Here is a 12,885-nt window from a genome sequence, read left to right as displayed (position 1 = left end):
ACCTGGACACGGAGGGGGTGCGGCCCGACTCCACCTCGGAGACCTTCTTCGCGCTGCGCATGTGGGTGGACAACCGCCGCTGGTCGGGGGTGCCGCTTGGCACAGAGGCGCGGCAGGATCAGGCGTCCTTGATGTCGCAGACCACGGCGCCGTTGCCGACGGTCTCGCCGGGGGTGACCTTGAGGCTGGTCACGACCCCGGCTCGGTGGGCGGTCAGCGGCTGCTCCATCTTCATGGCCTCGATGACCACCACGGTCTCTCCCTCGGCGACGCGCTGGCCCTCTTGGGCCACGATCTTGACCACGGTGCCCTGCATCGGTGAGACCAGCGAGTCGCCGTCGGGAACGGCGGTCGTGCCGCCGCCACGGGAGGCGCGCCTGCGCCTCCCGCCGTCGTTCCCTGCGGCGGCGACCGTTCCCAGTGAGGCGGGCAGGACGACGTCGAGACGCCTGCCGCCGACCTCCACGGTCACGGTCTCCCGCTCGGGCGCGTCGGCGGTGCCGGGCTCACCCGACCACGGTTCGATGCTGTTCTCGAACTCGGTCTCGATCCACCGCGTGTACACGCCGAACGGCTGGTCGGGGTCGGCGGGGGCGAAGGCCGGGTCGGTGACGACGGCCTGGTGGAAGGGGATGACCGTGGGCATCCCTCCGACCGTGAACTCGGCGAGCGCCCGCCGGGAGCGCTGGAGCGCCTCGGTGCGGGTGCGGCCGGTGACGATCAGCTTCGCGACCATGGAGTCGAAGGCCTGCGGCACGGTGAACCCGGCCTCGCAGCCGGTGTCGACGCGCACACCGGGCCCGCCGGGCAGGTCCAGGGCGGTGATGGTGCCGGGCGCGGGCATGAAGCCCCGGCCCGGGTCCTCGGCGTTGATCCGGAACTCGAAGGAGTGCCCGCGCACCGGGGGGTCGTCGTAGCCGAGCTCCTCGCCGTCGGCGACGCGGAACATCTCCCGGACGAGGTCGATGCCGGTGACCTCCTCGGTGACCGGGTGCTCGACCTGGAGCCGGGTGTTGACCTCGAGGAAGGAGATGGTGCCGTCCACTCCCACGAGGAACTCACAGGTGCCCGCGCCCACGTACCCGGCCTCCCGCAGGATGGCCTTGGAGGCGGAGTACAGCCGGTCCGTCTGGTCCGGGGACAGGAACGGGGCGGGCGCCTCCTCCACCAGCTTCTGGTGGCGGCGCTGGAGGGAGCAGTCACGCGTGGACACGACCACGACGTTGCCGTGGGTGTCGGCCAGGCACTGGGTCTCCACGTGGCGCGGCTTGTCGAGGTAGCGCTCCACGAAGCACTCGCCGCGACCGAACGCGGTCACCGCCTCGCGCACCGCCGACTCGTAGGCGTCGGCGACCTCGTCCAGGGTGTACGCCACCTTCAGACCGCGGCCGCCGCCGCCGAAGGCGGCCTTGATGGCGATCGGCAGCCCGTGCTCCTCGGCGAAGGCCACGACCTCGTCGGCGGACTCCACCGGATCGGGGGTGCCCGCGACGAGCGGGGCGCCGACCTTCTGTGCGATGTGGCGGGCCTGCACCTTGTCGCCGAGCGCGGTGATCGCGGACGGCGGCGGGCCGATCCAGGTCAGCCCGGCGTCGATCACGGCCTGGGCGAAGTCGGCGTTCTCCGCCAGGAACCCGTAGCCGGGGTGGACGGCGTCCGCGCCGGTGGCGGCGGCGACGGCCAGGAGCTTGCCGATGTCCAGGTAGGAGTCGGCGGGGGTGGAACCGCCCAGGCTGTGCGCCTCCTCGGCGACCTTGACGTGCAGGGCGTCCAGGTCGGGTTCGGCGTAGACGGCCACGCTGGCGATGCCGGAGTCGCGGCAGGCGCGGGCGATCCGCACGGCGATCTCGCCTCGGTTGGCGATCAGAACTTTACGCACGGTGGAAATCCTCCAGATGGAGCACGGAGCGGGTCACACGCCGACCGCTCGGGGATGGGCACGACGGCGGTCACCTGGTGCTGAGGCGCCACGCGCCGGGGCCGGGGCGCAGCGGGGCGCGCACGCCGCGCGCGCGGTCCCGCCAGCCGGAGACGGGCCGCTCGGGCACGGTCGCCCCGGCGGAGGCGCGGGCCGCCGCCGCGCGGGCGGCGAGCACGGCGGTGAGGGCGGCGAGTTCCTCGTCGGTGGGCTCGCCGCGCACGACGACCAGGTGGGGCGGGGTCGGCTTCTCGCGGGCGCTCACAGCGGGATGTTCCCGTGCTTCTTGGGCGGCAGCTGTTTGCGCTTGTTGCGCAGGGCCCGCAGCGCCTTGGTGACCTGGACGCGGGTCTCGGAGGGCAGGATGACCCCGTCCACGTAGCCGCGCTCGGCCGCCGAGTACGGGTTGAGCAGGGTGTCCTCGTACTCGCCGACCAGCCGGGCCCGCTCGGACTCGACGTCGTCGGCGGCTGCCAGGGTCCGGCGGTGCAGGATGTTGACCGCCCCCTGCGCGCCCATGACGGCGATCTGCGCGGTGGGCCAGGCGAGGTTGACGTCGGCGCCCAGGTGCTTGGAGCCCATCACGTCGTAGGCGCCGCCGAAGGCCTTGCGGGTGATGACGGTGATCAGCGGGACGGTGGCCTCGGCGTAGGCGTACAGCAGTTTCGCGCCCCGGCGGATGATGCCGTCCCACTCCTGGTCGGTGCCGGGCAGGAAGCCGGGGACGTCGACGAAGGTGAGGACGGGGACATTGAACGCGTCGCAGGTGCGCACGAAGCGCGCCGCCTTCTCGGAGGCGTCGATGTCCAGGCAGCCCGCGAAGCTCATGGGCTGGTTGGCGACGATGCCCACGGACTGGCCGTCGACCCGTCCGAAGCCCACCACGATGTTGGTGGCGAACTGGGAGTGGACTTCCAGGAAGTCGCCGTCGTCCAGGACGGACTCGATGACCCGCCGCATGTCGTAGGGCTGGTTGGCGGAGTCCGGGACGAAGGCGTCCAGGGCGAGGTCGGTCTCGGTGAGCTCGTCTCCGGGGTCGTTCTCGGGGGCCAGGCGGGGCGCCTCTTCGAGGTTGTTGTCCGGCAGGTGCGACAGCAGCGAACGGACGTAGTCGATGGCGTCGTGCTCGTCGGCGCCCCGGTAGTGGGCCACCCCCGACTTGGTGGAGTGCGCGGTGGCGCCGCCGAGCTCCTCCATGGAGACGTCCTCGCCGGTGACCGTCTTGATGACGTCGGGGCCGGTGATGAACATCTGGGAGGTCTCGTCGACCATGACCACGAAGTCCGTGAGGGCGGGGGAGTAGACGTGCCCGCCCGCGGTGGCGCCCATGATCAGGGAGATCTGCGGGACGACCCCGGAGGCGTGGGTGTTGCGCTTGAAGATCTCGGCGTACAGGCCGAGCGCCACCACGCCCTCCTGGATGCGGGCCCCGCCGCCCTCGTTGATGCCGACGACCGGGTAGCCGTTGGTGAGGGCGTGGTCCAGGACCTTGCAGATCTTCTCGCCGTAGACCTCGCCCAGCGATCCGCCGAAGACGGTGACGTCCTGGCTGAAGATCGCGACGGGGCGGCCGTCGACGGTGCCGTGGCCGGTGACCACACCGTCCCCGTAGGGGCGGTTGGCGTCGAGGCCGAAGTTGGTGGAGCGGTGCCGGGCCAGCGCGTCGAACTCGACGAAGGAGCCGGGGTCGACGAGGGCGTCGATCCGCTCGCGTGCGGTCATCTTGCCTTTGGCGTGCTGCTTCTCGACAGCGCGCTCGGACCCGGCGTGCACGGCTTCGTACCTGCGCCGTCGCAGGTCGGCGAGCTTGCCCGCGGTCGTGTGGATGTCGATCTCAGCCGCGGACAGCGGTTCAGGGGCTTCGGTGGCCATAACAGCCCAGGTTAGCTCCGGGGGTCTGGTTCGCCGTCACTCGGCCCGGGTTACTCGTCAGTAGGAGTGGTCCCCGGGGGCTCCGGTGTCGAGGAGCGGAGCCCGGTGTCCGCGGGGTGTAAAAGCCGCCCGGAAAAGCGTGAGTAATTGTGAATTGCGCAGTTATCGGAACACTGATTAACGCCTGGGCAAAACCCCGAAAAGCCGACCCCCGAGCACGGGTCGCCGGGGCTGATCTCTGTAGGGTCGGCCCTATGACAGCGGTTAGCGCAGAACGCGACAGTGCCCGCCAGGAAGTCCCCGAACAGCTCAGGAATGACGTCAAGCTGCTCGGCGAGATGCTCGGAACGGTCCTCGCCGAAAGCGGCGGCGCGGACCTGCTCGCCGATGTCGAGAAACTCCGACACGCCGTGATCGGGGCCCGCGACGGCACCGTCACGACCGACGAGATCACCCGGATCGTCGCCGCCTGGCCGCTGGAGCGCGCCAAGCAGGTCGCCCGTGCCTTCACCGTCTACTTCCACCTCGCCAACCTCGCCGAGGAACACCAGCGCATGCGCGCCCTGCGCGCCCGCGACGACGCCGCCAACCCGCCCCGCGAGTCCCTGGCCGCCGCCGTGCGCGCCATCCGCGAGAGCGAGGGCGGCGAGGAGCGCCTCACCGAGCTGGTCGAGGGCATGGAGTTCCACCCGGTCCTCACCGCCCACCCCACCGAGGCCCGGCGCCGCGCCGTCTCCACCTCCATCCTGCGCGTCAGCTCCCAACTGGAGGCCTGGCACGCCGCCCACGAGGGCAGCGGCGCCGCCGCCGAGGCGCACCGCCGACTCCTGGAGGAGATCGACCTCCTGTGGCGCACCTCCCAGCTGCGCTACACCAAGCTCGACCCGTTGGACGAGGTGCGCACGGCCCTGGCCGCCTTCGACGAGACGATCTTCGCGATCGTCCCGCAGGTGTACCGCACCCTGGACACCGCCATCGACCCCGAGGGCACCGGCACCCGGCCGCCCCGCGCCACACCCTTCGTGCGGTACGGCAGCTGGATCGGCGGAGACCGGGACGGCAACCCCTTCGTCACCCACGAGGTGACCCGCGAGGCCATGAGCATCCAGTCCGAGCACGTCCTGCGCGGCCTGGAGACCGCCTGCGGCCGGATCGCCCGCTCCCTCACCGTCTACTCCAACCTCACCCCCGCCGGCCCCGTGCTCCTGGACACGCTCGCCGAGGCCAGGGCCGGGCAGCCCGCGCTCATGGGCGAGATCAGCCAGCGCTCGCCCAACGAGCCCCACCGCCAGCTCCTCCTGCTGGCCACCGCGCGGCTGCGCGCCACCCGCGAACGCGACGCCGACCTCGCCTATGCGGACCCCGGGGAGTTCCTCGCCGACCTGCGCCTGGTCCAGGACTCCCTCGCCGCCGCCGGTGCGGCCCGCCAGGCCTACGGCGAACTCCAGCACCTGGTCTGGCAGGCCGAGACGTTCGGCTTCCACCTGGCCGAGCTGGAGATCCGCCAGCACAGCGAGGTCCACGCGGCCGCCCTCAAGGAGATCGAGTCCGGCGGTCCCCTCTCCGAGCGCACCGAGGAGGTTCTCGACACCATCCGGACCATCTCCTGGATTCAGGAGCGGTTCGGGGTGGAGGCCTGCCGCCGCTACATCGTGAGCTTCACCCGCTCCGCCGAGGACGTCGAGGCCGTCCACAAGCTCGCCACGCACGCCCTGCCGCCCAAGCGCGTGCCGGTCCTGGACGTCATCCCGCTCTTCGAGACCGGTGCCGACCTGGAGGCTTCGCCCCGCGTGCTCGCCGGGATGCTCGACCTCCCGCCCGTGCGCCGCCGACTGGCCGACAACGACCGCCGCCTGGAGGTGATGCTCGGCTACAGCGACTCCGCCAAGGACGTGGGGCCGGTCAGCGCCACCCTGCGTTTGTACGACGCCCAGGCGCGGTTGTCCGCGTGGGCCCGCGAGCACGACATCCGCCTCACCCTGTTCCACGGTCGGGGCGGCTCCCTCGGCCGGGGAGGCGGCCCGGCCAGCCGCGCCCTGCTCGCGCAGGCGCCCGGCTCCGTCGACGGCCGGTTCAAGGTCACCGAGCAGGGGGAGGTCATCTTCGCCCGCTACGGCCAGGCCGCGATCGGCCGCCGCCACATCGAACAGGTCGGCCACGCCGTCCTCATGGCCTCCACCGACGCCGTCCAGGAGCACGAGCGCGAGGCCGCCGAGCGCTACCGGCACCACGCCGACGCCGTCGCGGCCGCCGCCCAGGAGGCCTACCTCGCCCTCATCAACACCGACGACTTCGCGGTCTGGTTCTCGCGGGTCAGCCCGCTGGAGGAGCTCGGCGAACTCCGTCTGGGCTCCCGCCCCTCCCGGCGGGGCGCCGCCAAGGGCCTGGGCGACCTCAGGGCGATCCCGTGGGTGTTCGCGTGGACCCAGACCCGGGTGAACCTGCCCGGCTGGTACGGCCTCGGCACCGGCCTGGCCGCCGTTGCCGACCTGCCCGTGCTCCAGGCGGCCTACCGTGAGTGGCCCATGTTCGGTTCACTGCTGGACAACGCCGAGATGAGCCTGGCCAAGACCGACCGGACCATCGCCGAGCGCTACCTCGCCCTGGGCGGCCGGCCCGAGCTCAGCGAGACCGTCCTGCGGGAGTACGACCTCACCCGCGAACTCGTCCTGCGGGTGACCGGCCACGAACGCCTCCTGGAGAACCGCGCGGTCCTGTCGCGTGCCGTGGACCTGCGCAACCCCTACGTGGACGCGCTCAGCCACCTCCAGCTCCGCGCCCTGGAGGCGCTGCGCGGCGAGGAGGCCGACTCCCTGTCGGAGGAGGACGGCGAGCACCTGGAACGGCTGCTCCTGCTGTCCGTGAACGGTGTGGCCGCGGGGCTCCAGAACACCGGCTGATGTAATGGTGCGATGACCCGAGACGACGACATCCCGCCCCTGGGCCCGGACCTGCGGCCCGGGGGCCTCTGGCAGCGGGTCGAGGTGCTCCCCGAGGCCGGTTCCACCAACACCGAGCTGGTCGCCCGCTCCCGAGAGGGGGCTCCCGAGGGGAGCGTGCTGGTCACCGAGCACCAGACCGCGGGGAAGGGGAGGCTGGGGCGCGGCTTCACCACGCCGCCCCGCGTCGCCCTGACCTTCTCGGTGCTCACCCGGCCCGACGTGCCGGGCGGGCAGCTCGGCTGGGTGCCGCCCCTCATGGGCGTGGCCGCCGTGGCCGCCGTCCGGGCCACCACCGGCCTGGAGGCCCGGCTCAAGTGGCCCAACGACCTCCTCGTGGGGGAGGGCAAGCTCGCCGGAATCCTCGCGGAGGCCGACTTCTCCGACCCCGAGCACCCGGGCGTCGTGGTGGGCATGGGGCTGAACGTCTCCCAGAGCGCCGACGAACTCCCCGTCGAGACCGCCACCTCGCTGCGGGCCCACTCCAGCGAGGTGCCCCGGGAGACCCTGCTCCTGGCCGTCCTGGAGGAGTTCGGGCGGCGCTACACCGCGTGGACGCGTCACCGGGGCGACGCCGAGGCCAGCGGCCTCGCCGACGAGTACCGGGGGGTGTGCGTCACCCTGGGCCGCGCGGTCCGTGTGCACCTGCCCGGGGGGACGTTCCTCGACGGCACCGCCACCGGGGTCGACTCCCAGGGGAGGCTCCTCGTCGCCGACCGGGCCCTGAGCGCCGGGGATGTCGTGCACGTCCGGCCTGGCGTGTGATCGTGTGCCATTATCACTTTCATGGCTATCGCGGACCGTTATCTCTCCGATGACGAAGAACTCGTCTACGTCGCTCGGCAGCACTGGACCCTCCTCGCCGGGGAGTTCGTCGCGCTCCTCCTCATCGTCGGAGTCGTCGGCACGGCCCTGTTCTTCATCCCCTGGAACGAGGACTGGAGCCTGATCGCGGCCGGCGTGGTCGTCGCGGTCGGTGTCGTCGCGGCCCTCACCTTCTGGTTCGTCCCCATGCTCAAGTGGGCGACCACCGTCTACATCCTCACCAACCGGCGCCTCATGATGCGGGACGGCATCATCTCCAAGCAGGGCCGGGACATGCCGCTCACCAGGGTCAACGACGTCTCCTTCAGCATCTCCCTGTGGGAACGGATCATGCGGTACGGAACGTTGTCCATCCAGTCGGCGTCCGAGCAGGAGGGCATGGTCCTCCAGCGCGTGCCCCGGCCCCAGTGGTTCCAGGCGGAGATCTACCGCCAGGTCAACGCGGCCCAGAGGCCGACCGGGTGACGCGTAAGCTGGAGACGCACCCCACACCGTGAAAGAGAACGTATGCCGTCGCGTCCTGATCCGAAAGCGATCGAGTCCGTCCTGCTCGGCGGAGAGGCGGTCTACACCAGGGAGCAGGCGGTCGAGCTCGCCGGTGCCGACCCCGAACTGGCCGGGCGCGTCTGGCGCGCCCTGGGCTTCCCCACCCTGGACGACGACTCGGCGATCTTCGCCGAGAGCGACGTCGAGGCGTTGCGCATCACCCACTCCCTCCTGGAGGAGGGGCTGCTCGACGAGGAGGGCGTGGTCCGCTTCGCCCGCGCCATGGGGCAGACCATGGCCCGGCTGGCCGACTGGCAGACCAGCATCCTGAGCACCCTCGTCTTCCAGAACGAGGAGTCGCCCAGCCCCCTGATGAACCAGGTCAAGGAACTGCTCCCCGACGTGGAGCGCCTCCTCCTGCACATCTGGCGGCGCCAGCTCGCGGCCTCCACGGCCCGCACCCTGGCGGTGATGTCCAACAACAACGACATCGTCCCGAACTACTACCCGCTGATCGTGGGCTTCGCCGACCTGGTCTCCTTCACCACGTTGAGCCGCGAACTCGACGAGATGGAACTCGCCGGGGTCGTGGAGGGCTTCGAGGCCACCGCCGCCGACATCGTGGCCTCCGGCGGCGGACGCGTCGTCAAGACCCTCGGCGACGAGGTGCTCTACGTCGCCGACTCCCCGCTCCAGGCGGCGGACATCGCCCTGCGCTTGGCCTCCGGGGTGAAGACCCACGTGGAGGTGCCCGACGTCCGCGTCGGCGTGGCCTACGGGCCGGTCCTCACCCTGCACGGGGACGTCTTCGGCACCACCGTGAACCGGTCCAGCAGACTCACGTCCTTCGCCCGCCCCGGCACCGTCCTCATCGACGAGGCCCTGGCGGAGAGCCTGGCCGACGAGGAGGGGCTCCAGGTGGTGCGGGTCCGTGCGCGACACGCCCACGGGCTCGGACTCATCCAGCCCTACGCGCTGCGTCGCGACTTCGACCAACAACGTGTGCCGACCGACGGAGAAGGATAGGCTCGAAGCTCCAACGTCAGGTGGTGAGCCAGTGAGTCCGTCCCCCGTCCAGCAGGTCCAGCGACTGCGTACCTCCGGAGTCTTCAGCGTCGAGGGCGCGGAGTCCGACGTCGAGAACAACGTGTGGATCGTCGGCAACGACGACAGCGCGGTCGTGATCGACGCCGCGCACGACCACGAGCGCATCGCCCGGGGGCTGGGCGACCGCGAGCTCATGGCGATCGTGTGCACCCACGGGCACGCGGACCACGTCAACGCCGCGGTGGCCCTGGCCGACCTCACGGACTGCCCGATCCTGCTCCACCCGGACGACTCCGAACTGTGGCACCAGGTGCACCCCTACCGTGAGCCCGATGCCCCTCTGCTGCACGGCGAGGTCCTGCGCGCCGGCGACGTGGAACTGCACGTCCTGCACACCCCGGGCCACACCCCGGGCGGCGTCTGCCTGTACTCCCCCGAACTCGGCGTGGTCTTCGGCGGCGACACGCTGTTCCCCGACGGGCCCGGGGCGACCGGCCAGCCGTCCTCGGACTTCCCCACGATCATCGGTTCGATCCGGGACCACCTCGTGACCCTGCCGGGTGACACGGTCGTCCACCCGGGCCACGGGGAGTCCACCACCGTCGCTGAGGTCGCCACCCGCCTGGAGGAGTGGACCGCCCGGGGCTTCTGACCCGCCCCCGGGGAGCCCCGCCGCCCCTCAGAGCCGCAGGTCGAACTCGGCCCTCGCCTTGACGAGGCCGTTGACCTGGATCTCCACCAGGTGCGTCCCCGCGTGGTAGGTCCGGGTCGTGACGGGGCGCACCGGGTGCCTCTTCTCCAGGGTCCGCCTCTCACCGGCGCCCAGTTCCAGGGTCGTCCACTTGAACACCTTGGGGCCGCGCTCCCCGTTGGCGCGCACGTGGTGCACCACGTAGTCCACGATCACCGTGTGCGGTCGGCCGTCCCCGTTCTCCAGGTCCACCCGTACCTCCAGCACACCGCCCAGCTCCAGCGCCGTGGGAGAGAGCACCAGCCCCGTCGCCGTCACCCGCGCGCCACCGGTCGCCCCCAACAGGGCCAGCGCCCGTTGGTCCCCCCGCTTCACCAGGGTGCGCAGGGCGTGCCGCACGGTCCACGCGGTCTCCGGGGTCGGGCTCTCGCGGGTCCACCGCTCCACCACGTCAAGGACCAGCCCGGGGTGTTCCCGCGACACGTCGTTCAGGTTGTTGGCGACCGAGGTGCGCACGAACTTCGACGGGTCCGACCTCAGGGCCTCCAACACCGCCAGCACCGGGGACGGGTCCTCGACGAACCCGGTCAGCCTGCGCGCCCAGGGCAGCCGGGGCCTGATCCCCTCGCTGGCGAACCGGCGCACGTTCGGGTCCGGGTCGAGCGCGCAGCGGCGCATGAGCTCCATGGTGGCGTCGTAGTGCCGGAGCACGTACGGGCGCACGGCGAACTCGCTCGTGTGACGCTTGGTGATCTCCACCAGCGCCGGGAGCGAGGCATCGGGGTGCTCCAGCCCGTACTCCTCGACGAAGCGGGCCACCGGCATCAGGTGGAAGCCCTCGTTGAACATGCCCGCCCCCTCGCCGAGGACCTCCTCGTCGAGGGAGGCCACCAGTACCCCGACGGCCTTCGGATAGTCGTCGGGCAGACGGTCGCGCAGTCCCCGGGCCATGACCAGCACACGGTCCTTGAGCTCCAACGGCGGGACCAGGCTCTCGACCTCCGCCGCGTAGTCGTCGACGTCGAAGCCGGGGTACACCCGCCGGACCGACGCGCCGAGGACCCGCGCGCTCGCGCCGTCGAGGTGGTGCTTGAGGCTGTACTCCCCGGCCATGGCACGTCCTTCGCCCGCACCCCGATCCGGTCGCCGCCCGCCCGGCCGGGGCTCGGGGAGGGGCTGCACCGGCGGCGGAACGGTCAAGCTATACCGTGCCGCCGGTGAAGTCGAGGACACGCGGGCCTCAGGGGACCAGCAGCGCGCTGCGCGCCTCCAGCACGTCCGCCGGAACCCGCACCCCCAGCCCCGCCAGCCTGCGCAGGTGCGTCTGGTGGCTGAACCGGTCACGCAGCACCTCGTGCCCGATCCGCACCTGGTGCGCGTACCGCTCCTCGTCGCCCATCAGCGCCTCCACCTCCGCGCGGACGCCCTCGGGCTCCGTGTACACCGCGGCGTCACCGAACACCGGGGCGAAGGAGGGCGGCAGGAGGGTCGGCAGCCCGACCGCCACGGCCTCCAGCGGGGACCGGCCGAACGGCTCCAGGTGCCCGCGGCCGGTGAAGTACACGTACACGTCCAGGCCGTGCAGGAACTCCCGCACGTCCATCGAGTCGAACGGGTGCGACGTCCAGTGCTCCGGCAGTCCCTCCTGGCCGAGCGCGCGCTCGGCGTACCTCGTGCCGCCGAGCACGTGGGTCTCCCAGCCGGGCAGCGCCGGGTGGGCGGCCGCCAGCACCGCCGGGTCCTCCGGCCACTTGTCCCGGTCGTCCCGCGAGTGGCGGCCGAGCAGCACCCGGCCGTCGGGGTTGCGCCGCCCGCCCCGCCGCCACGCGTCGAGGTCGATGATGTTGGCCCAGTCCTCGTCCGCCAGCGGCACCCCCGCCATCTCCGGCGCGTGGTGCAGGAGCATCGCCTCACGCACCCGGGGGCTGATCGGGTACCAGGAGTGTTCGCCCAGCATGGCGGTGAACCCCTCCACGCAGCGCGCGACGTTCCACGCCTCGTTGCGCTCCGCCCGCCGTAGACCCCGATCCTCCGCCGTCCCGTACCTGCGGTCCGGGGTCTGGTTGAGGACCACGACGCTCCGCGCCGCCTCCACGGAGGGGAGTACGTCCATCGGGTGCTGGCCGATGAGCGGGAACCGCACCACCAGAAGGTCGCAGGTGACCCGTTCGTCGGGGGCCACGAACCGGACGCGGTCGTTGTCGACGGCGGCCAGGACCCTGGGGTTGACCCCTCGGGACTGGTCCGCGCGCAGCACGGGGTGGTGCACGAGACCGGTGGTGAGACCGGCGCCGCGCTGGGCGGCGATCTCCTGGAGGTTGCTGCCGGTGCTGCCGCCGGGCAGGCGGAAGTCCGACATGAGCACCACGTCGAAGTGGCGGGCGGTGCGCGGGGCCCGGATGCGCGCGGTCAGCAGCGACGGGACCCCGGACGCCCCCCGCGCCGCGCGCGGGGCCGCGAGGTCGGCCAGGTGGGCGTGGTCACGCGCCGAGTCGGGCTGCCCGGTCGCGCGGTGCCAGTTGGACAGGGTCTTGTGTGCCTCGGCGCGCAGGCCCGGGCTGGCTTCGGTGTCGGCTCCCAGCGTGCGCAGGCGCTCGAGCCCCAGGGAGCTGTACCCGTTCCAGAGCAGGTCCTGGGCGTGGCGCAGGCTCCGCTCCGCCGGGGTCCGAGCCGACTCGGAGTCGGCCTCGGCGCCGTCCCCGCCGGTTCCACGGCGGCCGCGCGCGGCCTCCGCGATCCGCCCCTCCGGGCCGCGCGGCCGTTGCCGCTCGTACCGGGCCCAGCCCTCGACGGTGCGGTCCGCGCAGGCGTCCGCGGCCTCCTGGATGGTCTGGCGCACCCGCACGTCGCAGTCGCGCGCGGCGCCGAGCTCGTCGCGGTGCTCGCGGGCCATCTCGTCGAGCTGCACGCGGACCTCCTCCAGTTTCCCGGAGAGGGTTCTGCGCTCTCTGTCCACGGAGAAGGCCACCGCGAGCGCGAGTACGGCGAGCCCGGCGAAGACCAGCGCCAGGGCCAGCCTGGGCGGGCTGAGGGCGACGGCCGCGGTGACCGCCACGACGGCGACCGACACGACCTGGGGACGGGAGAAGGAACTGAACCTCATGACG

General features: G+C 72.1%; 10 protein-coding genes and 1 pseudogene. 6 read left to right on the top strand and 5 right to left on the bottom strand.

From position 1 onward, the window contains the following. Positions 1-17: 17 nt before the first annotated feature. Positions 18-86 (top strand): annotated as a pseudogene (locus ABZ635_RS02895) (hypothetical protein); the annotation flags it as partial. A 32-nt stretch (positions 87-118) separates the two neighbouring features. Here the strand turns inward: ABZ635_RS02895 and ABZ635_RS02890 are convergent. From ABZ635_RS02890 to ABZ635_RS02880, 3 genes are all read right to left on the bottom strand, one after another. Next, complete coding sequence (locus tag ABZ635_RS02890; RefSeq protein ID WP_357757883.1) at positions 119-1,879, bottom strand: biotin carboxylase N-terminal domain-containing protein; 1,761 nt, start codon at positions 1,877-1,879, stop codon at positions 119-121. 70 nt (positions 1,880-1,949) lie between these two features. Continuing rightward, on the bottom strand, positions 1,950-2,183 hold the full coding sequence (locus ABZ635_RS02885; RefSeq protein WP_357757880.1) for an acyl-CoA carboxylase subunit epsilon: 234 nt from the start codon (positions 2,181-2,183) through the stop codon (positions 1,950-1,952). Then, positions 2,180-3,790 (bottom strand): acyl-CoA carboxylase subunit beta, encoded by a 1,611-nt coding sequence (locus tag ABZ635_RS02880; protein ID WP_357757877.1) that lies wholly within the window; start codon positions 3,788-3,790, stop codon positions 2,180-2,182. Before ABZ635_RS02880 ends, ABZ635_RS02885 begins: the two co-directional genes overlap by 4 nt. A gap of 254 nt (positions 3,791-4,044) precedes the next feature. Between ABZ635_RS02880 and ABZ635_RS02875 the strand changes: the two genes are divergently transcribed. The 5 genes from ABZ635_RS02875 to ABZ635_RS02855 are packed head-to-tail and all read left to right on the top strand — an operon-like array spanning position 4,045 to position 9,739. After that, entirely contained in the window at positions 4,045-6,690 is a 2,646-nt protein-coding gene (locus ABZ635_RS02875; RefSeq protein WP_357757875.1) for a phosphoenolpyruvate carboxylase, read from the top strand. Positions 6,691-6,702: 12 nt separating this feature from the next. Beyond that, the gene (locus ABZ635_RS02870) at positions 6,703-7,494 is read left to right on the top strand and encodes a biotin--[acetyl-CoA-carboxylase] ligase (protein WP_357757873.1); all 792 of its coding nucleotides are present in this window, start codon (positions 6,703-6,705) and stop codon (positions 7,492-7,494) included. 21 nt (positions 7,495-7,515) lie between these two features. Further along, positions 7,516-8,019 carry a PH domain-containing protein gene (locus ABZ635_RS02865; protein WP_357757870.1) on the top strand — a complete coding sequence of 168 codons (504 nt, stop codon included), beginning with the start codon at positions 7,516-7,518 and terminating at the stop codon, positions 8,017-8,019. Positions 8,020-8,061: 42 nt separating this feature from the next. Then, positions 8,062-9,066, top strand: a complete 1,005-nt coding sequence (locus ABZ635_RS02860; protein ID WP_357757867.1) for an adenylate/guanylate cyclase domain-containing protein — start codon at positions 8,062-8,064, stop codon at positions 9,064-9,066. 31 nt (positions 9,067-9,097) lie between these two features. Next, positions 9,098-9,739 (top strand): MBL fold metallo-hydrolase, encoded by a 642-nt coding sequence (locus ABZ635_RS02855; RefSeq protein ID WP_357757864.1) that lies wholly within the window; start codon positions 9,098-9,100, stop codon positions 9,737-9,739. Between the two features lie 27 nt (positions 9,740-9,766). Here ABZ635_RS02855 and ABZ635_RS02850 read toward each other — a convergent pair whose 3' ends face one another. Together ABZ635_RS02850 and ABZ635_RS02845 are read right to left on the bottom strand one after the other, a co-directional pair. Continuing rightward, positions 9,767-10,891 (bottom strand): DNA alkylation repair protein, encoded by a 1,125-nt coding sequence (locus tag ABZ635_RS02850; protein ID WP_357757861.1) that lies wholly within the window; start codon positions 10,889-10,891, stop codon positions 9,767-9,769. A 127-nt stretch (positions 10,892-11,018) separates the two neighbouring features. Beyond that, complete coding sequence (locus tag ABZ635_RS02845; protein WP_357757858.1) at positions 11,019-12,881, bottom strand: glycosyltransferase family 1 protein; 1,863 nt, start codon at positions 12,879-12,881, stop codon at positions 11,019-11,021. Between the last annotated feature and the right edge of the window lie 4 nt (positions 12,882-12,885).

It is taken from the genome of Nocardiopsis sp. NPDC007018, assembly GCF_040635075.1.
Classification (GTDB): domain Bacteria; phylum Actinomycetota; class Actinomycetes; order Streptosporangiales; family Streptosporangiaceae; genus Nocardiopsis.
This window is presented reverse-complemented; position numbering and strand designations above follow the sequence as displayed.